Source organism: Epibacterium sp. Ofav1-8 (assembly GCF_022348185.1).
Taxonomy (GTDB): domain Bacteria; phylum Pseudomonadota; class Alphaproteobacteria; order Rhodobacterales; family Rhodobacteraceae; genus Epibacterium.
Window position 1 is genome coordinate 22,349 of the sequence record NZ_JAKRFD010000019.1, and the last position, 24,222, is coordinate 46,570.

The following is a 24,222-nucleotide window of genomic DNA, read 5'->3' on the forward strand; positions in this document are numbered from 1 at the left end:
CAGTCAATAATTTTTGAATGTGTCGGTTGCGGGTATGAGATGGACCCAACGCCGATGTGTCACAGGCACCGCAACGCGGCACCTGTGCGTTGAAACGTTGACACGCAATGGGTGTCTCACATCATCGGGTCAGACGATGAAAATATTGTCGTCCAATCCGTCCAGCGTGGTGAGATTAGACAGGGTGATCTGATCGCCGCCCCCGAAGTCAAAAACCACCACACCGTTCTGGATGCTGGCAAACGTGTCGAGCACATCCTGCCCGTCGTTCAGCCCATCAACCAGCGCTGACGATAGCTCCAACCGGTCACGATGCGTTTCGAAGTCGTTGATCTCGTCACTGTCATGACCGGTATCAAAGACAAAGGTGTCACGCAGCGTGCCGCCACGTAGCAGGTCATTACCGCTGCCGCCTTCCAGCCGGTCAACACCCTGGTTCCCATAGAGTGTGTCGTTGCCATCAATCCCGCGCAGGCTGTCGTCGCCGGTGCCTCCATAGAGGATATCCTGCCCCGCACCGCCAGAGAGCACGTCAGAGCCGAAGTTGCCGTACAGCGTATCATTGCCATCATTGCCAAAGACCGTGTTCCATGCCGAACCTGCGGAAAACCAGTCGTTTCCGTCCCCGCCATTCAACAGGTCATCGCCCTCGCTGCCGATGAGGCTGTCATCCCCGGCACCGCCAAACAGGCTGTCCCAGCCGGAGCGACCATAAATGGTGTCATTGCCACCTTCACCGTCGACATAATCGACGCCGTCACCAGAAGAGATATAGTCGTGCCCCTCGCCGCCATAAACGGTGTCGAGCGCCGTATTGCTGAAAATGGTGTCGTTGCCGCTGCCGCCATAGATGGTGTCGTCACCGGTCCCGCCGGTCAGGCTGTCATTGCCTTCGTCGCCACGCAGCAAGTCGGTGGAACTGCTGCCGAACAAGGTGTCGTCGCCGCTCTGGCCAACCAGGCTGTCTGCTCCGGCCCCGCCATCGATGCTATCGTTGCCTGCTTCGCCCCAGATGGAATCATGGCCGGCACCCGCTGCGATTTCATCATTCCCGGCGCCGGCCTGAACCTGATTGCTGGCCTCATTGCCGGTGATGGTGTCATTGCCGCTGCCCGCGATCAGGTTCTCGACCACGGTGCCGCGGGCGATCCCCACATTGCCGATCAGGCCGGCCACATCGGAGAAGCTTTCATCGTTCAGGTCGATGCGGTCGGCGGTGGTGTTGTTGCTGAGATCAAGCGTGTCGGTGCCGCTGACGTCATAGATGGTGAGCGCCATGCTGTTGTCAGAGTCGCGGTCCGGAGAGCTGCGCCCTTCGAGCACCCCGAAGATATCATAGAGATAGCTGTCGGTGAGCGTGGTGTTGGCCCCCCAGGTGGTATCGCCCGCGGTCTCGCTGTTCTCATCCGGCGCCCCGTAGAGGTTCTGGATCGCCACGATATCAGCCATCATGGTGGTGACCACAAAGCCGAGAGAGGCGCTGGTGGTATAATTGTCCTCCTGGTCGAAATAGGACATCACCGACAGCTGCCAGCTGTCATTGCTGAAGGTTTCATCGGTGCCGTAGACGGCATTGCCATTATAGGCGCCCTGGTGGCCGAGCCCCAGCGCATGGCCGATCTCATGCACATAGGTCTGGAAGGAATAGCTGTTGATCGAGGTACCGGAGTTGGTCAACCAGCTGGTCGAGACATTCACCTCCGACGACAGGATGGTGCCGCCGCTGGTCACGGACTGGGCAAAGGCGCCGCTGGCATTGTCATCAAAGGAGATGTCAGCAACGGACGATGCGGTTTCCACAAATTCCAGATTGGCGACCCGCTCCCAGGCCTCAAAAGCCCAGCGGGCCAGTTGCTGCCCGGCGGCGGTCAGGCCGGTGATATTGACCGAGATCTGGTTGTCTGCGGAAGTGTCGAAGCTGCGCCCGGAGCGAAACGTGCCCTGCCAGTAGCCGTCGGTCAGGAAGTCGGCCATCTCGTCCAGGGTGGCGGGCTCTGCCGGCTCCCGGGTGCTCACGCCCAGGGTATAGGTGCCGGTGTTGATCCCATAGGCATCCGCAACCAGGTAGTAAGTGCCGCTGGTGGTGGCCGTGTAGCTCAGCAGGGATTCATAGCCGACCCCGCCGTCATCATTGGCTGCGATCTGGGTGCCGCTGCCATTGTAGAGCCGCAGGAGAGGGTCCGACAGCGTCCCGTCACCACTGGGGGCGCCGGTGAGATCAAACTGGTAGGTCTCTCCGGCGGTCAGGGTGATGGCCACCCAATCCTCGTCACCGCTGTTGCTGATCGTGCCGCTGAAGGTATCCCCCACCGACATGGAATAGCCGGTCGCGATGGAGGCGGGCGCATCGGCAACCTCGGTGATGGCGGCAAAATCGCCGTTCCCGTCTTCGCCGTGGCGCAGCGGGTCAAAGGTCTGGGTGGCATTACACAGGAAACACATATTGAAGCTCTTGATTGGAAAACCTTGACGGTCAGGAAGCTGAAGAATGACGGGCTGTCAACAGGAACGGCACGTCTAGGGTGTTCGCGCCCAGGTTGCGGGCAGATCCGGGGTTGCCGTGAGCAATCCGCGGGTAAAACTTGGGTACATGCTGGCAGAGAGGCTGGCATCCATCACATCCAGCGCCACCTCCGGCCCCTGTTGCGGCGGGGTGGTACCGGACTGCCACTCCAGGTGGCCGCTCAGCCGATCCTCACCGATCCCGGCCAGAACCAGACGGACGGTGCCGGCGGCCTCGGCCTGTTCCGGCAGCAGCAGCGGAGCGTTCCGATCAGCGGCGGAAATCTGGCGGCTGCGGATGTCGAAAGCCCCGTCCAGGGCGGTGTCCAGCGCCGCTGTCAGGGCAGCGCAGAGCGCGTCCGGCTCTGGCGCTTCGGCGGGGCATTGCACCAGCAGCGCCGGTGTCGCGGGAACGGGATCAGCTCCCATGGCCTGTCCCGGCTGCGGACTGCCGGCCCAAAGCCCGCCACAGAGCACCAGAAGCCCCGACTGCACGCCGGCGCGCAAACGTCCATACATGTTCCTGTCTCACCTTTGTTCCCACTCGCCTGCCTGCTCAGGCTAGGCCACATACTCCGGTCCCCCGACCAAAGCGCATGGTGCCTCTAAATGAGGTGTTTTAATGGCAATCGCTCCGGTTGTCTAAGATCCAAGATAGAAATCGCCCCGACGGGCGGTTTTTGGCGCGGCCACCATTACGCCGCTCCCGTGTGCTGGGCGGGGGCTGCTGCCGGCGGGGGGTGGTTGGCCGCCCCCTGCGCCCGACAGTGTTCCAGCATCAGGCGTGCCAGATCCGACTGGTGCAGGTTCCGGGCTAGAAGCGACCGAAACCAGGCGGTCTGGGTCACATCCTGTGCGGCCAGCGTGCAGGCGAGGGCAAAATCCGCGATCGGCTTTTCCAAGGTCACCCCATGCTGCGCTGCCGTCCGGATCAGCGCCTCGGCCCCGGCTGCGGTGACCGGAGCGCGCGGCTCGGGCTGTGCCGTGTTCAGATGCTCCACCAACCTGGCCACAAACATCCGATGCCGGACTTGCCTGAACCGCGCCCGCAGGTCGTCCGATGCCACCAGCGGCGCGCTCGGCGCGGGCACCTGCGCGATGCGGCAGGCGTCATGCCATGTCGCATTGCGTCCCAGATACCCGACCCGGTCGATCATCGCCTTGCGTGATGCCATGAAGCGGCTGAACGCGGGCATTTCTCCCCCGGCGCAGGCCTCCAGCAGAGCAAACAGATAGGGCCCGGTCCAGAAGCGGAAATACAGCCAGCCGTCCTGCCCATCCGGCAGCCGGACAAACTGCCGCAAATGTGCTTTGACCGCCGCAAAAGGCGCCTCTGTCCGCAGGAAGATCCCGCCAAGCTTGTCCGCCATGCCCCCGGGCACGGCGCTGCCGGTGAACAGGGCGCGTGTAAAAGATGCCTCCGGCGACAGGCGGACCAGCCAGGGGGCCGCATCGCCCAGATCGTCACGGGTCCGGCCTTCGAACAGGCAGTCATGCTCAAGCCCGGAGGAGGCCAGCTGCTCCGGCAACATCGGCAAGGCCGCCGCATCCAGCACCGCATAGGTCCCGGCCGCCCCGTCCCACAAAGGGGCCTCCAGCGCCTGCGGCACGGAGCGCTTGGGGTGCACGCCGAACTGGGCGTCCAGAAACGCCACCTGCACCGGGTCCGACAGGTGCAACCAGTCAGGCACCTGCGGCGTCGGGCGCAGCGCATCCACGGGGGTCGCAACCACTGGGCTGCGCGGTCCCAGCTGCGGCAGGATGGCCTGTAGATCCCAATTGTCAAAGTGATCCTGTAGCCAGTCATCGAGCGCGATCATCTCGCCTGCGGGGCGAAACCCCGGCATCTGTGCCGACAACCACGGCTGCAGAAGCGCACCCGCCGCCGCCCGCGTCGGTGCCTGCACGGCCACAAAGGCATGGAGAATCCGGGTGCCGTTCGGCGATGTGCAGCCGGTCACCCAGATCGCGGGAGCCGACTCTGTGTTTGGAGGTTGCATATGGAGCTTTCAGCACCTTATGAGTGCAATCTATTATTTAAAATCAATTGAGGCGAGAGATGGAGTTTTCAACCACCCTCGAAGCGGACCAGGACTGTGCCACATGCCAGGAGGGCCACCTGTTCTTGGCAGATATGACCGCCGAAGCGCAAGGGGCGCTACAGTTTTCGGCCAGCATCAACGGCCAGCAGACACCGGTCCTGCCTCTGCAGCAGGAATATTTGCTGAACAGCACGGCAACCGGTGCGCTGCAGTATAATCTGGGGGGCGAGAGCCTGACCGTGATCCCCGATCTGACAGAATACAACCTGCGTCTGCCCGAACAGGTGAAAGGGGCGATCGCCGCACCGGAAGACCCCATGCCAGAGCGCGCGCCGGCCGTGCTCTATCCACGGGGCATGAATTCCGCCCGGGCGTTCTCTCCCAACCGTTTCATGTTCACCGACGAAATGCGCCAGATCGCTGCGGAAGATCCCGACGCCTGGCTGGAAATGGAACACGCCCGCCAGACCATGGGCTTCGAATACAGCCTGCGGGACAGGTTCTCCAGCACCTCCGACCTGATCCGGCACCTGGGCGGTCTGGACAGCCGTCTTCAGCAGGCTCTGGACACATCACGGCTTTCCGCCCGGGGAGAACGCTACCTGCGCCGCATGACCACGCGCTACCGCTCCATCCTGCAGGCCGAAATCGCCCGCCGCGAACAGCCCCGGGGCGAGGGCGTCTTTGCCATCGCCCTGAAGACAGGGTGCATTGCGGCGCAACTGCCCGACGGTCCGATGACCCTCGATGCGCTGGACCCGGCCGAGGGGACCTCTCTGGGCGAGTGCCTGGCCGAGGCCTTCAATGTCTCCTGGGAGGATTATCTCGAAGAGATCAAGGACGAGGAAAACCTAGAGGCCGCCGCCGGATCGGCCGGGCAGGCCATGAAGCTCGAAGCGGTGAAGGGCGCCGCCACCGCTGCCAATGACCTCGGCCGGTTCACCCAGGATCTGCGCATGGCCTTCATGGCCTCCGTGAGTCAGCGCCGGGCCCGCCGCTGGCTGTCGTCACCGCCCACGTTTTCGCAATGGGTGCACATGCACCGTGTCTTCCTGCGCGAAATCATGTCGACGGACTTCGAGATCAAGACCTGGCAGGGTCAGAAAACGGTTCGTTTTGCAGGCAAGGCCAGTCTGCGCGCCTATCTGACCAAGGCCCGTTACAGCAAGGACAGTTTCAGGGTGCTGGACGCTGTCTCGCGCGGGCAACCGCCCTCCCTGGCCCGCAGCATCAAGGGGGCCTTTACCGGCGCCATCAACCGGGTCTTTATCGTTGTGGCCGGGGTGCTGGAGATCAAGGCCTGGCTGGAGAGCGAAAAGGAAGACTGGGCAGACCTGATCGCCCGCCTGACGACGGTGGTGATTTCGACAGTGGTTGTAACGATTTTGACTGTCGCACTGACCGCATCTTTTGTTTTAGGTGCCCCTGTCATTCTCGCAGGATTGGCCGTCGGAACGGTGTCCGTGATTGTCGCATTTGGCACCATTGCGGCCATGGAGTTTCTGAAGCTCAGGGAGAAAATGGCAAATTTCATTCGCTTTATGGGGAGAATGTTGTTCAACGCTCTGGCTCATATGTGGCAAGAAATTTGGAGTTGATCCAGATGGATTTCAGAACATTATTACACAGAAAGCTCCCCGGATGAATAACATAATACGTTTAGTGCAAACCGAAAAGAATGAAATTTACATTCCCTTCATTTCACTTGGATGTATTCCGTTGGTGTTGCCTCTTTGTATTTATTTTGGCTTTGATCTTCTTCTCTATCTCGGCGCGGGGTCTGCGACATTCATCACCTTGATGCTCCTTGAGCGGAAGTATCCAAGTAGCATCTTTAATTTTATCGTTGCGTGCCCCATCTATCTCTTTGGGGTGGCGCTTTATGCCATGTCCCTTGTCGTTGTGCTCTCTGCCGGGGAAATGAACCCTCTTTATGCATCTCTCGCCATTATCAGCGGTGTCGGAAAGATCCTCGTAGACGGCATCATCATTCGCAAACTAACACCGGAAGCAGTCGTAAACGCGCTGATCGAAAGACAACGGGTCAGCATGTCCCAACGGGGTATCGTTGTGACCCCTCCCTGGGCGAGCGACCTGTTCACTGAGTTTTCGCGCGGGGAAGCGGTCTTGATATGGAGTGTGCGTGCCATTCTGGGTGCGGCATGTGCCTGGGCCTATTTCCGTTACGGTCCCGTCATGTATTCAAGCACAGGTGCCGTGGAACGTTTGCCGCATGGGATTGCGCTCGCAGGATTCCCGATCGCATTCTTCCTCGCCCCACTCTGGCAGATACCGTTCATGTATTATTGCCACAAACAGGCCGACCAGCTGGTCGATGCGGCTGTAAAGCAACGCCGTAAGGATGAAAAAAAAGAAAAGAATGGGGATAATGATGCACCAGAGTGGAAGTGGCTGTGAGGCGACGAACACTGTTCGCCTGTTTCAAACAAACGCCGTTTCGCACTACGTAACGGCTGTGCTGTTCGGGTACCCGGCTCTGTTCTTCCCGCTGGCTTTCTATATTGGTTACGAGACTCTTCTCTATGTTGAAATAGTCTCAATCATCATGGTCATATTGATGTTCTGGGAGCGCCGCCACCCAGGAAGCCTTCTGAATTTTATCGTCGCCTTGCCAAGTTATCTGCTGGCGTCGATATATTATTTTGTTGCCCTCTTCACCGTTACCGCTTCGGGCGAGATGGGGTATTTTTATGTTTTCCTCGCCACCGTGAGCGGCATCGGAAAACTTCTTGCCGACAGCATTGTCATCCGAAAATTGACCCCGGAACGCGTGATTACTTCCCTGATTGAAGGGCGGCGCGTGACCATGTCCGACCGAGGTCTTGTCGTGACCATTCCCTGGGCGAGTGATCTGTTCACCCAATTTTCGCGGTGGGAAACCGTCGCGATATGGAGCATACGCACGATCTTGTTCACGTCTTGGGCCTGGGCGTTTTTCCGTTATGGCCCCGGTATGTACTCCAGCACTGGAATCCTGGATCGATTGCCTCATGTGATCGCGCTTGCGGGGTTCCCCATGGCTTTCTTTGTGTGCCCACTCTGGCAGATGCCCTTCATGTATTATTGCAACAAATATTCCGAGAGATTGGTTGATGCCGCTGAGAAACAACGTCGCCGGGATGAGAAGGCAAAACAGAATGGGGACAATGAGGCGCCCGAGTGGAAGTGGCTGTGACGGGCACAGTTCGCCTTTCTCAAGTAGAGGCACCCTCCATCTATATACCCTTTGTCCTCTTGGGATGGAGTGCTCTACTTGTGCCCGTCGCTGTATATATTGATACCTCTTACTACATCGGTGCCGAAATATGCCTGTTGGCGTTTGTGGCGTTGATGTTTTGTGAACGGTTCCGGCCGGGGAGCACCCTGAACTTCGTTGTCGCTCTACCGATATACCTGATGAGCGCGACCGTTTATGCCATTGTGCTCCTTACTGTCACCGTGTCTGGAGAAATGAATGGCTTCTATGTACTTCTGGCAATTGTAAGCGGAGGCGGAAAAATTTTCGCCGACAGTATTGTTGTGCGAAAGCTGACTCCCGCAAGTGTCGTCACCTCGCTGGTCGAGGGCAGGCGCGTGACCATGTCTGATCGGGGTCTTGTGGTGACCATCCCCTGGGCGAGTGATCTGTTCACCGAATTTTCGCGGTGGGAAGCAACCTTGATCTGGAACATGCGCGCCATTCTTCTTGTGACCTGGGCTTGGGCGTTTTTCCGCTATGCCCCCGTCATGTACTCCAGCGTCGATGCACTGGAACGTGCGCCGCATATGTTGGCTCTTGCCGGTTTTCCTATGGCATTCTTCCTCGCCCCACTCTGGCAGATGCCGTTCATGTATTATTGCCACAAACACGCCGACCAGCTGGTCGATGCGGCTGAGAAACAGCGCCTCCGGGAGGATAAGGCGACTCTGAAAGCAAAGCAGGAGGCGCGTGAGAACGCCTGAGCCGGCACGTCTCTATTGTTTCCGTATCAGCATGCGTTGGCGTACAGATCTCGGATTGGTGACCGTTCACAGAAAGAAGGCCTTCCCGGTGAACGGAAGTGGCCCTTACGACGAGGCTCAATGGTACAGACCAAGAGGGGCTTGACTACAGGCGGCGAGCTGTCCGGCAAGTTGCGAAGATAATACGGGCAGGCTTGTGAAATCTGGTGGTTCCACTAGGACAAGAGTGTGCACACTGAATGAGGCATCCTATGTCGATTACCCCCGTTCTCCTCTGTGGTGGCTCAGGAACCCGTCTTTGGCCGTTGTCGCGCAAGAGCTATCCGAAGCAATTTGTGCCCCTGATGGGAGAGGAGACCCTGTTTCAGGCCTCGGCGAAGCGGTTGGCGGGAACGGCCGAGGGGCTGTCCTTTGCGCCGCCGATGGTGCTGACCAATTCCGACTTCCGCTTTATCGTCACCGAGCAGCTTCAGGGTGCGGGCATTGATCCCGGCGCCATCCTGATCGAACCCGAGGGGCGCAATACCGCGCCGGCGGTGCTGGCGGCGGCGCTGCGCGCCCGGGCCCAGGATCCGGAGGCGGTGCTGCTGATCGCGCCGTCGGATCACGTGGTGCCCGATGTGGCGGCCTTTCATGCCGCTGTCGTCCGCGGGCTGGAGGCCGTGGCCGCGGGCCAGCTGGTGACCTTCGGCATCACACCCACCCATGCCGAAACCGCCTATGGCTATCTCGAACTGGCCGAGGCGCCAGGGGCCGAGGGCGCCGCGGTGGCGCTGAAGCAGTTTGTCGAGAAACCCGATGCCCTGCGCGCGGCCGAAATGCTGGCGGCGGGCAATTTCAAATGGAACGCCGGCATCTTCCTGTTTGCCGCCAAGGACATCATTGCCGCCTTCGAGGCCCATGCCCCCGACCTGATCGCTCCGGTCGAGGCGGCGCTGCGCGAGGCACAGGTGGATCTGGGCTTTTTGCGGCTGGCGCCGGAGCCCTGGTCGGCGGCGGCGGATATCTCGATCGACTACGCGGTGATGGAGCAGGCCCGCAACCTCTCCGTGGTGCCTTTTGATGCCGCCTGGTCCGACCTTGGCGGCTGGGACGCGGTCTGGCGCGAGGCGGGGCCCGACGAAAACGGCGTGGTGGCCAGCGGCGGTGCCACGGCGATCGACTGTTCCGACACGCTGCTGCGCTCGGACAGCGACCGGCTGGAGGTGGTCGGCATCGGGCTTGAGGGCATCATGGCGGTGGCGATGAACGACGCGGTGCTGGTGGCGGACAAGTCCCGCGCCCAGGACGTGAAACTGGCGGTGCAGGCGCTGAAGGAAAAAGGCGCGCCCCAGGCCACCAGCTTTCCCAAGGACCACCGTCCCTGGGGCTGGTTCGAGAGCCTGGTGGTGGGCAGCCGTTTCCAGGTCAAGCGTATCCTGGTGCATCCGGGCGCCAGCCTGTCGCTTCAGAGCCATTTCCACCGCTCCGAACACTGGATCGTGGTCGAGGGCACCGCACGGGTGACGGTGGACGAGGAGGTCAAGCTGGTCACCGAGAACCAATCCGTCTACATTCCGGTCGGCGCGGTGCACCGGATGGAAAACCCGGGCAAGGTGCCGATGGTGCTGATCGAGGTGCAGACCGGCGCCTATGTCGGCGAGGATGACATCGTCCGCTACGAAGACCTCTACGCAAGGAATGAAGAATGAAAATTGCAGTTGCTGGCCTCGGCTACGTCGGCCTGTCCAATGCTGTCCTGCTGGCGCAGCATCATGAGGTGGTGGCCACCGATATCTCCGCCCCGCGGGTAGAGATGGTCAACGCCCGCCAATGCCCGATCGTCGATCCGGAGCTGGAAGCGTTTCTCGCCGACCGCAGCCTGAACCTGAGCGCGGCCTCCACCGCCGCCGAGGCCTATGCGGGGGCGGACTATGTGGTGGTGGCGACGCCAACGAATTATGACCCCAAGACCAATTATTTCGACACCTCCAGCGTCGAGGCGGTGATCGCCGAGGTGATCGCCACCACCCCCGCCGCCACCATCGTCATCAAATCGACGATTCCCGTGGGCTATGTGCAGGACCTCCGGGCGCGGCTGGAGACGGATCAGGTGATCTTTTCCCCCGAGTTCCTGCGCGAGGGCCGGGCGCTCTATGACAACCTGCACCCCTCCCGCATCATTGTCGGCGAGCGCTCCGAGCGCGCCCGCGTCTTTGCCGATCTGCTGCTTGAGGGGGCCGAGGACAGGGATGTCCCGGTGCTGTTCACCGACCCCGACGAGGCGGAGGCGATCAAGCTGTTTGCCAATACCTATCTCGCGATGCGGGTGGCGTTTTTCAACGAGCTGGACAGCTATGCCATGGCCGGCGGCATGAACACCCGCCAGATCATCGACGGCATCAGCCTCGATCCGCGCATCGGCGGCCATTACAACAACCCGTCCTTTGGCTATGGCGGCTACTGCCTGCCCAAGGACACCAAGCAGCTCTTGGCCAATTACAACCATGTGCCGCAGAACCTGATCCGGGCCATTGTCGATGCCAACCGCACCCGCAAGGATTTCCTCAGCGACCAGATCCTGATGAAAGGCCCCAAGGTGGTCGGCATCCACCGGCTGGTGATGAAGGCGGGATCGGACAATTTCCGCCAGTCCTCGATCCAGGGCATCATGAAGCGGCTGAAGGCCAAGGGTGTCGAGGTGATCGTCTACGAGCCGGTGCTGGAGGAGGCGCATTTCTTCCACAGCCGGGTGATCCGCGATCTGGGCGCCTTCAAGGCGGAGGCCGATCTGATCGTCGCCAACCGGATGACCGACGAAATCCGCGATGTCGCCGACAAGGTCTTCACCCGCGATCTGTTCGAGGCGGACTGAGGGGCGCGCCGCCGCTGCTTGTCACGCCCCCGGCGGACCTCTAGGACGGGGCAAACGCAATCCCACTGCGAGTGTGCCGCCATGCAAACCGTTCTCGTCACCGGCTCGGCCGGCTTTATCGGCTTTCACCTCAGCATGCTGCTGCTCCGGCAGGGGGCGCGGGTGATCGGGCTGGATGCCTTCAGCGACTATTACGATGTCCGCCTGAAAGAGCAGCGCCACGCCTTGCTGAGCGAGGCCGCCGCCGCCGGGCCGGGACAGTTCCTGCCGGTCACCGGCCGGATCGAGACGCCCGGTTTGCTGGGCGATCTGCTGTCCTCTCATAATCCAGATTATGTTATTCATCTGGCCGCCCAGGCCGGGGTGCGCCATTCGATCGAGCATCCGCGCGCCTATCTGGAAAGCAATCTCATCGGCACCTTCGAACTGCTCGAGGCCGCCCGGGCGCATCCGCCCCGCCACATGCTGCTGGCCTCCACCTCCTCGGCCTATGGCGCCAATTCCGAGATGCCCTATCGCGAGGACCAGAAAGCCGACCACCAGATGTCCTTTTACGCGGCCACCAAGAAATCAACCGAACATATGGCACATTCCTATGCCCATCTGTTCGACCTGCCGGTGACCATGTTCCGCTTCTTCACCGTCTACGGACCCTGGGGGCGGCCCGACATGGCATTGTTCAAATTCACCAAGGCGATCCTCGAGGGCCGTCCCATCGACGTCTACAACCACGGCAACATGCAGCGGGATTTCACCTATGTGGAAGATCTGGTGGAGGCGATCCGCCGCCTGATGGCCGCGGTGCCCGAACGCCCCGAGGACGGCCAGGTGCCCGCCGGGGACAGCCTGTCGCCGGTGGCCCCGTTCCGTGTGGTCAATATCGGCAACTCCACCCCGGTGCCGCTGACCGATTATATTGCCGCCATCGAACGGGCCACCGGCCGTGTGGCGCAGCGCAACCTGATGCCGATCCAGCCCGGCGACGTGCCCGCAACCTGGGCCGACGCCACCTTGCTGCACCGGCTTACCGGGTATGTGCCGCAGACCGGCATCGACGAGGGCGTGGCCCGCTTTGTGCAATGGTACCGGGACTACACCAGCACCGAAGACCCGCACTGACGCCGTGCGTGCCGCCGATTTGCTCGCGTATTCGCTCTCGTGATCCAAAACCATCCGCACCGCTCTGGCGCGCAATTCTTCTGGATAACGTGTTCCGTGCTTCGTCTTTACCATGACCCAGTATCCATACTTCTGGGTCTCCGGCAAACAAGGAGCGGTTCAACGCCTATGATGCCTGGGGCCGTGCAAAACTGCAGGAGGCGCTTTCCGCCCCGTGCCCAGCGACACACCGCACGATCAGGTGATGCAGGAAGCCCACACCCTGATTGACGGGAAGCGCCATGCCTAAACTCAAATGGAAGGCCCCGGCAGTCGCAGACCTGATGACGTTTCCGGCAAGGTGGAGGGAATACGGGAACTGGTGGTCCGCCCAACTATATCGTGATCGATGCCGAAACCGCGGCAGCGGTGACGGTGCTCCGTGTACTTCACGCGGCGCAGCAGTGCGCCTTAGGTTTCAGTTTCGAAGTATTCAAATGTTTCAACTCAAGTCGTACTTTAGCGCCAAATCATAGTCTGTCATGCGGCCTGCATGAACCGCTTCAAAGTCTTCCTTGCTAACAACGTGCCGTTTAATCCCGCCTCCGTGACTTCCAGACACATATTCATAAACATATTTGCCGTCGATAAGAGTGATTGACCAGTGAGGGCCCTTTATTGATGTATCGGTTTTCTCGACGGTCGCCCCCTTCTTGGGAGGATAAATTTTTTTTCCAAACTCAACCATTATTGATTTCCTATCTTCATAACTTCGAATGGGACTCCGTCGAAGTCCATAACAGCTTCCGGCGCACCTCCGGAAGTATATCCACCTGGTAACCAATGACTGTTCGCGCCAAGTTCGTTCCCAGACGGGATCCTCAGACCATTGAAATCCTCAGGGTCGATACGCACCGCGACCATTTCCCCGTTTGACAATGATCCTGCGTCCAACCCAAGCCGCTTCTCAATATTCGCTAAGTTCCCTCCTGACTTTTGCACCAAGTTATCAAACTCGGACTTTGGCATGACAAAACCGCCCGGAGGGCCTGCTGTACCATATTGATCGATAGCGCTCGCAGGCGTCACGCGTACTGCGCCGTCGTCAAACTTGGCCAAATGCTCATCAATTTCAGCCTTGCTCATATAGGTCGATGGATCAGGCCTCTGACCTTTTGGAGTGCCTACAATTTCTTTTATTTTTTCGTCCGTTAGCCCGGCCCTGCGTTTACGGGTAATTCTGATGTTGCCGCCGTTCATGCCCAGGGTGTTGGGGTCGATCTCCACCTTGTACTGGTTCACCCGGTGGCGGATGCGGGCCACACCATCGGCACCAGCGCGGGTGAAGGCTTCGATCTCGTCGTGCAGGCCTTTGCCGATTTTTCCCAGGGCCGTGATCGCCTTGCCGAAGGCCTCGACGATGCTGGCCAGAACGCCGAGGCTTTTGGCTTTGACAGCCAAGCCACGCAGCTTGGCCACAAAGGTGGCCAGGCGGCCGGCAAGCAGCGCGATGCCGCCACCACCGGTGAAGGCCGCGATGACCGCCAGGATGATCTCGATCAGCACCTCCGGCAGCAGGAAGCCGCTGACCACCCCCGCCATCTCGGCCCAGAAATTGGGCGTCATGTTCATCGCCACTGCCATGAAAACGTGGAAGACGTATTCAAAGGCGTTGGTCTCGCTGGCGATCAACACCAGCCGCTCGATCCAATCCTGGCCGTTGTCGATGAGCTGCGCGAACAGCCGCCCCGTCTCGCCTGGGAGGGCGCGCAGGCTGTCGAGCGCGGCCTCCATCAGATCCACGGTGCCCGAGGCCAGATCGCGCATCGCCGCCATGATGGTGGCGATATAGGCGGCCAGATCATCGGCGCCGCTGATCCAGTCCGAAACGGTTTCGGCGGCGGTTTCGACCAAGGATGTCCCGTACACCGCAATCGCGCCGAAGGGGCCGCCGTACTGCATCATGCCCTGCTCAAACGGGCTTTGGCGGGCGACATAAGCGTCATGCCAGTTCTGGGCGTTTTGATAGGCTGCAACGGCGCGGTCGCTGACACCGCCCCAGAAATCGGCCTCGCCCTGGTACCAGGCGGACAAACCCTTGCCGACACCCCGGAACCGCGCCTCAGGGATGGACAGGAGGCCTCTGGCTTCCCATTCCAGCACATAGGGCTGCAGCTTCACCAGCGCATCGTCCCGGAACCCGGCCAGCGCCGCGCCCAGGTCGCCCATACCGGCGTCAGCCTCTCCGGCCCCCTGCGGCACCAGCGTGACCTCCGAAGTCCCCTGTGCCACTTCGATGGGCGGGGTAGTTCCCATTGTGGTCAGCGGGGCGGTCGGCGCGTCCCCGTCTTTCAGGCCATGGGCGATCAGGGGTTCCGTGCGGACCGCGCCGTCCACAACAACGCCTGTGCTGTCCTCGACCCGCACACAGGCATTGGTCAGCGGTGTGGTCCAGGCATCCCGGTAGCAGGCTTCGACCCGGATCAGCCCCGCGCATGGCAGGCATATCCGGTCCATGTCGCCCTGCGCCGCAGGCGCGCCCGCCCGGGCCTGGGCAGCAACTGCGCTGGGTGCCGGGGTTTGGGGGCTACCATCTGCCATCACAGCGCTCCTGTCTCATGCAGCGCATCCATGCGGCGCTCCAGTTGGGCCAGCTTGGCGTCTTCGTCCAAATGGCCTGCAAGAATTTGGATCAGCTGGCCGGCCGGATCACGCTGTTCAAAGCGCTCACCGAAGAACAGCTGCCAACTGGCCAGGACATGAATGCTGCGCAGCTTGCGAATGCCGTAGACGCCCATTCGCTGGGCGACCTGCGCGACCATGCTGTGCAGATCGTCGCGGGACCTGCCGGCGGTTTGCACGGGAAACGAGCAGCGCAGAGCCAGGGCCATCTCGATCCGCCGCCGCCGTGCGACCGCCAGGGCCATCGCCTGTTCCTGTGCGCGACTGAGCTGGCAGGCGGGCGCGGTGCCGGGATGCTCCGGGGCGTGATGCAATGTGCACTGCTCCAGCACGTTGCAGCAGATCACTGCCGCGGCCATCTGCTGCTCGGAACCGTGGAAATAACGCAGATATCCGGCCTCCAGGCAGGCCTGGGCGACATGGGGCTCCCAAAAGCGGAAAAAGACCCAGTCGCCCTGACTGTTACGCACGCGGGTAAAGGTCCTGAAGTGCTGCCACAGCGCATCCAGGTCCTGTGATGACCGCAGATAAAGCCCCGGCTCACGATCCCAGAACTGCGTTGGCTCCGCCCCTGTGGTGAACAGCTGCCGGGTCAGGCTGCTGCCAGCGTCAAGCTGCACAATCCACGGTGCGGCATCGCCCAAGGTGTCAAAAGCGTCCCCCTGAAACAGGCATCGGTGCGGCAAACCCGAGGCCATGAGAACGTCCGGCAGGTTCGCGATTTTGGCTCCGTCCAGAATGGCGAAACAGCCCGTCCCCGTTTCGCAGCCGTCCGCAAGAGGGCCGAACAACGGGGTTTGCAGAGTATCCGGCACGGTCTTCTGAGGCCAGACACCGAATTGAACTCCCAGCGGCTCAACTCCGCAGATTTCTTCTCCGCCTGCGCTGGGGAGAGCGCCTGGAGCCGCATCCGCTGCGCGGCCCAGATCAAGCCAGTAATCATCTTCCGCCTGCATCATCAGACGCCTTAAACAAATCAACCAATGCGTGCACAATATGGAACCCGAGACGGCAAACCTCAATCCCGATATCAGCTGTCAGCAAAACAGCGCCCAAAGAGGTCTATTGCGGGCTCGCCGGCTAGAGCTGCCGTGTGACACACTGCATTCGGCAAGAAGAGATCAGGATTGTTTCCTTGCGTCGCGGATGCGCAGAATGGTTTGATGGGACGTGTTGTAGCGCCGCGCCACGGCGGCGACGGTCATCCCGGCCTCAAGGTCCGCCCGTACCGCTGCCTGTGCAGCATCATCCAGCGCAGGTGGCCGACCGATCCGCCCACCTGCGGCCCCGCGCCCCATCGCCTTCGCCTGACAGGCAGGACAGAGGGACCCGCCGCCGCTCAGCCCAGGCCCGCGCGCAGGCAGTCGTGGATGTGCAGCAGCCCCGCCACCCGGTCCGCGTCATCCAGCACGAACAAGGCCGAGATCTTGCGGCTGTTCATCTCGTGCAGCGCCTCGGAGGCCAGCGAGCCGCGCCGGATCACCTTGGGGCCGCGGGTGGCCACTTCGCCCGCGGTGCGCGCCATCAACCCGTCCATGTTGCGGCGCAAATCGCCGTCGGTGATGATGCCAGTCAGCCGCCCCCCCTCGACCAGACCGGCCAGGCCAAAGCCCTTGGCGGTCATGGTCAAAAGCGCCTCCGACATCGGGGTGTCCGGTGCCACCAGCGGCAAGGCCTCGCCCGTGTGCATCAGCCCGTCCACCAGCATCAATTGCGCGCCCAGCTTGCCGCCGGGGTGGAAGACCTTGAAATCCTCGCGCTCAAAGCCGCGCCGCTTCATCAGGGCCACCGCCAGCGCATCGCCCATCGCCAGCGTCGCCGTGGTCGAGGTGGTGGGCGCCATGCCGATGCCGCAGGCCTCGGGCGCGTCGGGCAGCAGCAGCACCACATCGGCCTGCGCGGCCAGGGTGCTGTCGGCCTTGCGGGTGATGGCAATCAGCGGAATCGCAAAGCGGCGGCTGTAGGTGACGATATCGGCCAGTTCAGACGTCTCGCCGGAATTGGAGATCACCAGGCAGACATCGCGCGGCGTCACCATGCCGAGATCGCCGTGGCTGGCCTCGGTGGCATGTACAAATTGCGCCGGCGTCCCCGTCGAGGCCAGGGTGGCGGCGATCTTGTTGCCGATATGGCCGGACTTGCCGACGCCCGACACAATCACGCGGCCTTCCATGGCCTCGAGGATCTCGATCGCCTTGAGCTGCGCGTCGCCGACGTCGCCCGCCATCCGGGTCAGCGCGGCCGCTTCCACCGTCAGCACGCGGGCCATTTCGGCCAGGGTCTCGTCGAGGGTCATCTGTCGGGGAGTCATGTGGCGGTCTCCGGGCACTGGGGATGGAGGAAGGAGCATCATCTGGCTCCTGTGTAGGCGGCACACAGGCGAAAGACCAGTGCTGCCCGCCCCGGCAACGCGGCCCCGGGCAACAGAACTGGCCCGATCCCCGACCATAAACTGGGCATAAAATTTTCAGCGGGCCTTAATGCGCGCCTGCTAGGCCAACCGGGACAGCCCCCTTGCAGCAGAAAGGAACACCCATGTCCCGTCGCACGCTCCTGGCCACCGCCGCCTGTGCCCTCTCCCTGTTTTCCGCCCCCGCCTTTGCCGAGACCATCCGCCTGGTCCAGGACGAGGCCTATGCCCCCTATATGACCAAGGATGGCAAACGCCCCACCGGCATCTGGGCGGAGGTGATCACCGAAGCCCTGACCCGTATCGAGGGCGACTATGACGTCGTTCTGGAGGCGGTGCCGTGGTCGCGCGCCGTGAACTTGGTCGAAAGCGGGCAGGCCCATGGTCTGGTCGGCACCTACCACAAGCCCGACAGCCGCCCCTGGATCGGCACCTATTCGGTGGCGCCTTTCACCGAGAACGTCTCCGTCTACTGCCGCGATGGCGTGGCCGAAGCCGACTGGTCCTATCCGCAGGACTTCAAGGGGCTCACATTCGGCAACAACGCCGGTTTCGGCACCCCGGGACCGGAGTTTTTTGACCTGGTCGCCAGCGGCCTGATCTCGCTTCAGGAGGCGCCGACCACCGATCTCAACCTGAAGAAACTCGCCGCCGGCCGTATCGATTGCTACGTGCAGGAGCAGCTGACCGCACAGATCGCCATGGGAGCGCTGGGGCTCAGCGGCATCACCCAGGTGCTCGATACCTCGGTCGAAGACAGCATGATCGGCTTTCGCGGCAGCTGGCAGGGCACCGAGGCCGAAGGATTTGCCGCCGATATGGACCGCGCCCTGACGGCGATGATGGCGGACGGGACGATCGACCAGATCATCGCCGCCGCCGTGGACGGCTGAAGCAGGCCGCGCGGCCTGCTCCTGGCGGCGCGGCCCCCTGTGGCGGCGTGCTCAGCCCGCGTCGATCCGGATCGGCGGCGCGGTGCTGACCAGCCGGTTGATCTGGCGCAGATGCTCCGGCAGGCAGCGGGTCAGGAAATCATAATCCCGCAGCACCCGCGCCCGGGCCCGCGCGCCCAGCTCCGCATGTTCCGCCGGGCGGGCCAGCACCTCCACCACCTGCGCGGCCAGCGCCTCCGGGTCGAAGAAATCCACCAGCAGGCCGGTGTCCCCATGGGTGATCGCCTCACGCACCGGCGCCACATCGGCGGCCACGATGGTGGCCTCCATCGCCATCGCCTCCAAAAGCGACCAGCTGAGGACAAAGGGCATGGTCAGATAGACGTGGCAGCGCGACAGCTGGATGATGCGGCACAAATCGCCGTAGGGCACCCGGCCCAGAAAGTGCACCCGGCTCCAGTCGACGCGGTCGCCGACCTCCGCCTCCATCTCGCCGCGCAGGCCGCCGGGGTGGTCGCTCTCGCGCCCGTAGGAGACCTCGTTGCCGCCGATCATCAGGATGCGCGCATTGGGCCGCGCGGCCTGGATCTCCGGCAGCGCCCGCATCATGATGTGAAACCCGCGCGCGCGCTCCATGTTGCGGGCCACATAGGTCACCACCTCATCCCCGCGCGACAGCGGATGGCCCAGACGCCCCAGCGCGATCTGCGCATCCGGATTGGCCTGCAACCGGTCCGCCCGGATGCCATCGTGGCAGACATACATCATGTCATGGAACGAGGCCGGAAAGCGGTCGCGCTGCCAGTAGGTCGGCACATGGCCCAGATCCACCACCTCGCGGTTGAGGCAGGGCACCACGTTGCGGGCGCGGTTGAAATAGGGCGCATGGGCCCCGGCGGGCTGTTCGGGGTCAAAGCCGACCATGCCGCCTTCCATATTGTAGTAATATTCAAAGAAGCCGAGGATCGGCACATCCGGCCACAGATCCTTGAAGAAGGACAACTCCCCCCAGCCGGTATGGCCGAGGATGATGTCGGGGCGAAAGCCGGTCTCGGCCTCGTATTTCTGCATCGCCTGCACGGCGCCAAAGCCCGCCCCCGCCGCCGCTTCCCAGTCCCGGGCCAGGCCAAAGGCCTCCTTTGCCGGCGTGTGGAAGGGCGCATAGACCACCGTGCGCACGCCCGCGATCTTCACATCGCCCCGCTGGCTCAGGAACACCAGCTCATGCCCGCCCTGCGCGACAAGCCATTTCACCAGCTCGCGATACTGACCCGGCATGTTCTGATGCACAAACAGCAGTTTCATTGCCGTTGCTCCCCTGCTCTCTCTCGATGCGATTGGCCGCTCTGCGGCGCTTGCACCTTAGCTGCACAACAGACAGCCGAAAACCACATGCCGCACCGGGACATGTGGTTTCCCGCGCGGCGGCGGCCCCCGGCGGGCCCCACCAAAAGGTAACCTCCGCAACGGCGCCAGGCCATCAGCGCGCGCCCCTCAAAAACCGCCCGCTCAGGCACCTGCCCGTTTGCGCACCCAGCCCAGGAAGGCCGCATCGGGCTTTCTCAGACGTGGCCCCCCCGAGCGGGCCCAGACCGCGCGCCAGTCAGCCTCCAGCGCGTAGACATCCGCCCCCGGCAGCAGGCGGCGCGCCTCGTCGCGGGCCGCTTCGGAGACCACCGGCGGCGGTGTCTCCAGCAGTTTGTCCTTCTGGGCAAAGCGGATGATGTCGCCCTCCAGCTCTGCCATCTCGTAATCGGGCAAGGGCTGGGCCTCGATCATGTCGCGGATCATCTTGCGAAAGACCCGGCGCGGGCTGGCGGAGCCGGATTTCTTCAGGAGCGTCTCCACCGAGATCTGCCAGCTGTCCTGACGTCCGCAGTGCTTGCGCGCCAGCTCGTAGATGCGCCGCTCCAGCGGTTTGCGCAGGCGGAAATAATCGCGGCTGAGCGTCAGCACCGATTTCGACAGCACCGCCCGAAACAGCCAGTCCGACAGCGTCACCGCCACCGAGACCATGCGCCCACCCCGGGATTTGCGCACAATCTCCCAGCTCTCGATGAGGCCAAAGCCCGAGGTGATTTCCTGTCCGCCGGTGGTGATATTGGTGGTGATCCGGGTACCCGCCAGCCGCTCAAACGCCTCGCGCAGCCGCCGGTAGGCATCGCCCGAGGTTTCGCGGTTGCAGGCCATCAAGAGATCATGCGCCGTCAGATGCAGCGTGCGGCTCACCTGACGGCCCGCATTGAGCGCCGCCATCAGCTGGCTCACACAGAAGATCAGAATGTCCTTGTCGTGGATCGTCGCCAGCCCCTTGACGCTCGGCGTCACGGTGATCTCGGCGCCGTTGTGTTCGTAGTTCAGAATGCGCCGGTCGGGCCGCGTGCTGAGCGAAAACAACGGATGCTCCATCGATGCCAGATCATTCTTCGGCATCGCATCGAAGATGTCACAGAGGAAATATGCCCCCTGCCCTTCGGGTGGATAGCCCCCGGCCCCGCTCACCGCGCTGGTCATGTATTCAGTCTCACTGCTCTGCCTGTTCCACGATGTGCGTCCCGCTGTGCCGCCGGATTCGCCTTCGTGGTTTTGATTACACTCACCCTAGGGTTATCCACAGCCCCGCACAACGGGGGTTCGGAGTCAGCAGATCGGGGGTTCAGAGTCATTTCATCGGGGTTTCAGAGTCGCGCATCTCAGAATTTCACCGCCAAAGCCCAATAAAAAAAGGACTTTGCAGATGCCCATGCTCTGCCTTAACTAGAAATAACACAATAATAACAGGACATGTTTTTTTCACCCCTCCTGTTCAGACCTCCGACACCAGCAATATCACCTGTTGCAAGTGTCGGATTTGCTTAGAAAATAATGGCAATGTCATCATAATGCTTCCACCTGCCGCCTTTTCTGATATCTTGTGAAAAAGGCGATACATAGAGGGTGGTGATCCGGGCAAACCCGGGCAGGGCATCCTCTGTTCCAACATGAGGCATGACGCAGGATGGCCAAGGATATCCACAGCAAGGCAAGCACCGCCCTGCCCCCCTATTTCAACATTGATCCCGATGCGGCGATGGCGGAGCTGGACCAGCCCACCGACACTGCCCGCTTTGCCGAGATTGCCGAAGGCTGCGCCCGGGGGCGTGCCGATCTCGCCAGTCGCGGACTCAATGAAGAAGGGGCAAAACACCTGCGTCTGTTCTCCACCTGGGAAATCACCCGCTATCTGATCCCGGTGGCGCAGGCCCATTTTCGTCGGGTGCTCAAAGCCAATCCTGATCTGCCGCAGGGGCGGTCGGAAACCGAAGGCGGCGCCAAGTGGTTCACTCTGGATGAGGTGCTGCGGCTGCGGGCGTTTTTTGCCGCGCAAGGATCAAAGGCCAAGAACTACCTGCCCTACCGCCCCGAAGGGCTGGCCGCCAAACTGGTGGCGGTGGCGAACTTCAAAGGCGGCGTTGGCAAGACCTCGACCGCCGCACATCTGGCGATGTCGGCGGCGCTGGATGGCTACAAGGTGCTGGTGATCGATCTGGATTCCCAAGGCTCGATGACCTCAATCTTTGGCGGCAAGGTCGAGGATGAGTGGAAGACCGCCTTCCCGCTGCTGGCGCGTCACTATGGCGAACATCTGCGGGTGGAAAACCAGCGCCGTCTGGATCGGGGCGACGCACCGCAGCCCCTCGATGAGAGCCTCACCGCCGCGATGGAGATGACGGCGGCGGATGTGATCCAGCCGACCCATTGGCCCAACATTGATCTGATTGGCGCGCAGCTGAATTTGTATTGGGCCGAGTTCCAGATCCCGGTCTGGCGGATGGCGGCGCGCGCGTGGAAACTCTGGGATGCGCTCACCGACCGGCTGGAGGCCGACGGGGTGCTCGATCAATACGATGTGGTCTTTATCGACACGCCCCCGGCCCTTGGCTACCTCACCATCAACGGGCTTTCGGCCGCCGACATTCTGCTGGTGCCGATGGGCGCGTCGTTTCTGGAGTTCGACAGTACCGGGCGGTTCTTTGACATGCTGCATTCCACCTTTGCTTCGATAGAGGAGGGCGAGAACCTCGCCGCCCGTGCCCTGGGGCGGCCCGAGATCGGCTTTGAATGGGATGCGGTGCGCGCGGTGATCACCCGCTATGACGGCGCCCAACAGGGCGAGCTGGCGGGGCTGGTGCAGGCCTATATGGGCCCGACCCTGTCGCCGCACCGGCAGGATTACACCGCGCTGATCGGTCAGGCGGGCGAGCAGGTCAATGGCATCTACGAGGCGGATTACCGCGACTTCAACCGCGAGACCTATGCCCGGGGGCGCGAGACATTTGATGAAACCTATGCGGCGTTCAAGCGGTTGCTCAACGGCGTCTGGCGCCGCGAGGAACTGGCGTTGCAGGCCGAGCGCGCGGCCTCCTGAGGCGGCATTAGGATGGGACTGCGATACTCTGGGCCTGGTGCTCCGAGTGGCGGGATGAGGAAGGACGACGAGAATGGCAAAACGCAAACGGCTGACCCCGGCCCAGCCCACCTATCTGAGCGGCAGTGACAAAAGCCCCGCCGCGGCCCCCGGCCCGCTCTCGATGGGGGCGGCTCCGATCGCGCAGGTGGCCTCTGACACTTCTGCCTCCGCCGCGCTCGAAGAACTCTCAAGCGTATTGGAACAGGCCCGCACCAAGGGGCTGATGATCGAAGAGCTGCCACTGTCGGCCATTGACGAGACCTACCTTGTGCGCGACCGCATCGAGCAAGGTGAGGACGACATGCTGGGCCTCATGGAGTCGCTCCGGGCCCGTGGTCAGCACACCCCGATCGAGGTGGTCAAACGCGAAGACGCCCATGGCGAGAAAACCCATGGGCTGATCTCCGGCTGGCGGCGTCTGACGGCGCTGCGCAGACTCTATCAAGAGACTTCAGACCCTAAATTCGCCACTGTCAAAGCGCTGGTGGTGCGCCCCGAAAGCGCGGCGGACGCCTATCTCGCGATGGTCGAGGAAAACGAGATCCGGGTGAACCTCAGCCATTATGAACGCGCACGCATCGCGGTGCAGGCGCTGGCAGAGGGGGTCTATCCGGATCAGCGCAAGGCGCTTTTGGGGCTGTTTCAGAATATCCCCCGCGCCAAACGCTCCAAGATCGCGAGCTTTGTGACGCTGGTGGAGGCGCTGGACGATGTGCTGCGCTATCCGACCGCGATCCCCGAAAAACTGGGTCTCGCCATCGCCCGCCATCTTGAGGAGAATCCCCGCTTTGGCCGCGAGTTGGCCGACAATCTGATTGCGTCGGATTGCCAGAATGTCTCTGAGGAGCTGGCGGTCTTGCATGGGCATATTGCGGCTTGGGATGCGAGACTAAATGAGGATTTAGACTCTGATCCCCTGCCCTCCTCTGCCCCGACGCCCGCGCAGTCCGCCCCTGCGCAATCCTCCGAGGCCTCCTCTCCTCCGCGCCCGTCCCGTCCTGCGCAAAGCCGCGTTTCGCTGGAAGCAGCCCCCGGGGTGACGTTGACCTTCACGGAAGAGACCCGAAAGATCGAATTGCGCGGTGACGGTGTCACGCCGGATATGGTGCAGGCCCTGCAGGATTGGTTTGCCCAACGCTGATCCTGCGCGATGCCCTCTTTGTTCGAGACAGGCAGGCGTCCTCCGGGGCGCCTGTTTTGCGTCTGGAGGCGTGCTTGGCGCGATGGATCCAGGAGAAGTCAATGTAGGTCAGCCTTATTGACCTATTGTTTCGCGTGCGAAACATTGGGTAAGTAGTGCTGACCTATTGTTTCGTGCGCGAAACAAT

At 62.1% G+C, this 24,222-nt stretch carries 20 protein-coding genes; 10 read left to right on the forward strand and 10 right to left on the reverse strand.

Going from position 1 to position 24,222, the window contains the following annotated elements; translation table 11 throughout:
- Positions 1-129: 129 nt before the first annotated feature.
- The 3 genes from MHM97_RS21695 to MHM97_RS21705 form a co-directional block, all read right to left on the reverse strand.
- Positions 130-2,442: a M10 family metallopeptidase gene (locus MHM97_RS21695; protein WP_239325553.1), complete on the reverse strand. Its 2,313-nt coding sequence runs from the start codon at positions 2,440-2,442 to the stop codon at positions 130-132.
- A gap of 75 nt (positions 2,443-2,517) precedes the next feature.
- Positions 2,518-3,021 (reverse strand): hypothetical protein, encoded by a 504-nt coding sequence (locus MHM97_RS21700; protein ID WP_239325555.1) that lies wholly within the window; start codon positions 3,019-3,021, stop codon positions 2,518-2,520.
- A gap of 176 nt (positions 3,022-3,197) precedes the next feature.
- Entirely contained in the window at positions 3,198-4,502 is a 1,305-nt protein-coding gene (locus MHM97_RS21705; protein WP_239325557.1) for a DUF4123 domain-containing protein, read from the reverse strand.
- Positions 4,503-4,561: 59 nt separating this feature from the next.
- Here MHM97_RS21705 and MHM97_RS21710 point away from each other — a divergent pair, with 59 nt between their 5' ends.
- The 7 genes from MHM97_RS21710 to MHM97_RS21740 all read left to right on the forward strand — a co-directional run bounded on the left by MHM97_RS21710 (position 4,562) and on the right by MHM97_RS21740 (position 12,480).
- Positions 4,562-6,142 carry a hypothetical protein gene (locus MHM97_RS21710; RefSeq protein ID WP_239325559.1) on the forward strand — a complete coding sequence of 527 codons (1,581 nt, stop codon included), beginning with the start codon at positions 4,562-4,564 and terminating at the stop codon, positions 6,140-6,142.
- 43 nt (positions 6,143-6,185) lie between these two features.
- On the forward strand, positions 6,186-6,962 hold the full coding sequence (locus MHM97_RS21715; protein WP_239325561.1) for a hypothetical protein: 777 nt from the start codon (positions 6,186-6,188) through the stop codon (positions 6,960-6,962).
- Entirely contained in the window at positions 6,907-7,740 is an 834-nt protein-coding gene (locus MHM97_RS21720) for a hypothetical protein (RefSeq protein WP_239325563.1), read from the forward strand. Before MHM97_RS21715 ends, MHM97_RS21720 begins: the two co-directional genes overlap by 56 nt.
- Before the next feature lie 80 nt (positions 7,741-7,820).
- Positions 7,821-8,507, forward strand: coding sequence for a hypothetical protein (locus MHM97_RS21725; protein ID WP_239325565.1), 687 nt, complete (start codon positions 7,821-7,823; stop codon positions 8,505-8,507).
- A 251-nt stretch (positions 8,508-8,758) separates the two neighbouring features.
- The gene (locus tag MHM97_RS21730; RefSeq protein WP_239325567.1) at positions 8,759-10,198 is read left to right on the forward strand and encodes a mannose-1-phosphate guanylyltransferase/mannose-6-phosphate isomerase; all 1,440 of its coding nucleotides are present in this window, start codon (positions 8,759-8,761) and stop codon (positions 10,196-10,198) included.
- A complete protein-coding gene (locus MHM97_RS21735) occupies positions 10,195-11,361 on the forward strand; it encodes a nucleotide sugar dehydrogenase (RefSeq protein WP_239325570.1) in 1,167 nt (388 codons plus the stop codon). The genes MHM97_RS21730 and MHM97_RS21735 overlap by 4 nt, the downstream gene beginning before the upstream one ends.
- Positions 11,362-11,442: 81 nt before the next feature.
- The gene (locus MHM97_RS21740) at positions 11,443-12,480 is read left to right on the forward strand and encodes an NAD-dependent epimerase/dehydratase family protein (protein ID WP_239325573.1); all 1,038 of its coding nucleotides are present in this window, start codon (positions 11,443-11,445) and stop codon (positions 12,478-12,480) included.
- A gap of 481 nt (positions 12,481-12,961) precedes the next feature.
- Here the strand turns inward: MHM97_RS21740 and MHM97_RS21745 are convergent, their stop codons facing one another.
- The 5 genes from MHM97_RS21745 to MHM97_RS21765 form a co-directional block, all read right to left on the reverse strand.
- Positions 12,962-13,207, reverse strand: a complete 246-nt coding sequence (locus MHM97_RS21745) for a hypothetical protein (RefSeq protein ID WP_239325575.1) — start codon at positions 13,205-13,207, stop codon at positions 12,962-12,964.
- A complete protein-coding gene (locus MHM97_RS21750) occupies positions 13,207-15,060 on the reverse strand; it encodes a hypothetical protein (protein ID WP_239325577.1) in 1,854 nt (617 codons plus the stop codon). The genes MHM97_RS21745 and MHM97_RS21750 overlap by 1 nt, the downstream gene beginning before the upstream one ends.
- Positions 15,060-16,100 carry a DUF4123 domain-containing protein gene (locus MHM97_RS21755; RefSeq protein ID WP_239325579.1) on the reverse strand — a complete coding sequence of 347 codons (1,041 nt, stop codon included), beginning with the start codon at positions 16,098-16,100 and terminating at the stop codon, positions 15,060-15,062. The genes MHM97_RS21750 and MHM97_RS21755 overlap by 1 nt, the downstream gene beginning before the upstream one ends.
- A 162-nt stretch (positions 16,101-16,262) precedes the next feature.
- On the reverse strand, positions 16,263-16,439 hold the full coding sequence (locus MHM97_RS21760; protein ID WP_239325581.1) for a helix-turn-helix domain-containing protein: 177 nt from the start codon (positions 16,437-16,439) through the stop codon (positions 16,263-16,265).
- A gap of 41 nt (positions 16,440-16,480) precedes the next feature.
- A complete protein-coding gene (locus MHM97_RS21765; RefSeq protein WP_239325583.1) occupies positions 16,481-17,452 on the reverse strand; it encodes a KpsF/GutQ family sugar-phosphate isomerase in 972 nt (323 codons plus the stop codon).
- Positions 17,453-17,676: 224 nt separating this feature from the next.
- On the opposite strand from MHM97_RS21765, the gene MHM97_RS21770 reads away from it, so the two are divergent.
- Positions 17,677-18,444 (forward strand): substrate-binding periplasmic protein, encoded by a 768-nt coding sequence (locus MHM97_RS21770; RefSeq protein ID WP_239325585.1) that lies wholly within the window; start codon positions 17,677-17,679, stop codon positions 18,442-18,444.
- A 51-nt stretch (positions 18,445-18,495) separates the two neighbouring features.
- On the opposite strand, the gene MHM97_RS21775 is transcribed toward MHM97_RS21770, so the two are convergent.
- Both MHM97_RS21775 and MHM97_RS21780 read right to left on the reverse strand, forming a co-directional pair.
- Positions 18,496-19,749, reverse strand: a complete 1,254-nt coding sequence (locus MHM97_RS21775) for a glycosyltransferase family 4 protein (protein WP_239325587.1) — start codon at positions 19,747-19,749, stop codon at positions 18,496-18,498.
- 204 nt (positions 19,750-19,953) lie between these two features.
- Positions 19,954-20,958 carry a replication initiator protein A gene (locus MHM97_RS21780; protein ID WP_239325589.1) on the reverse strand — a complete coding sequence of 335 codons (1,005 nt, stop codon included), beginning with the start codon at positions 20,956-20,958 and terminating at the stop codon, positions 19,954-19,956.
- Positions 20,959-21,442: 484 nt separating this feature from the next.
- Here MHM97_RS21780 and MHM97_RS21785 point away from each other — a divergent pair, with 484 nt between their 5' ends.
- Both MHM97_RS21785 and MHM97_RS21790 read left to right on the forward strand, forming a co-directional pair.
- Positions 21,443-22,852 carry an AAA family ATPase gene (locus MHM97_RS21785; protein WP_239325591.1) on the forward strand — a complete coding sequence of 470 codons (1,410 nt, stop codon included), beginning with the start codon at positions 21,443-21,445 and terminating at the stop codon, positions 22,850-22,852.
- Between the two features lie 73 nt (positions 22,853-22,925).
- A complete protein-coding gene (locus MHM97_RS21790) occupies positions 22,926-24,035 on the forward strand; it encodes a ParB/RepB/Spo0J family partition protein (protein ID WP_239325593.1) in 1,110 nt (369 codons plus the stop codon).
- The last annotated feature ends 187 nt before the right edge of the window (positions 24,036-24,222 follow it).